Origin of the sequence: uncultured Winogradskyella sp. (assembly GCF_947498005.1) — a bacterium.
Lineage (GTDB): Bacteria > Bacteroidota > Bacteroidia > Flavobacteriales > Flavobacteriaceae > Winogradskyella.
Genome location: NZ_CANMIW010000044.1, coordinates 1 through 221, shown reverse-complemented (window position 1 = coordinate 221; position 221 = coordinate 1). Strand labels below are relative to the sequence as shown.

General features: G+C 42.1%; 1 protein-coding gene. It reads right to left on the bottom strand.

The genetic code is table 11. The features are described 5' to 3' along the window. Positions 1 to 221: hypothetical protein (locus tag Q0891_RS17265; RefSeq protein WP_299103586.1), on the bottom strand; the 221-nt coding region annotated here is incomplete at both ends.

Genomic DNA, 221 nt, shown 5'->3' with positions numbered 1-221 from the left:
GTGGTTGCTGTATCACAATCATCAGTACAAGAAATAGTAATAGTTTGTGAAGTTGTACAATCATTAGCATCCGTAATTGTTACCGAGTAAGTGCCTTCCGATAGATCAGTAATAGCAACTGTAGTTTGGTTGGCAGCATTCGCTGACCATAAATAAGTATAAGGAGCAGTACCACCAGAAGGAGTTGCCGTAGCCGTACCATCATCACAGCCTTGAGCTGA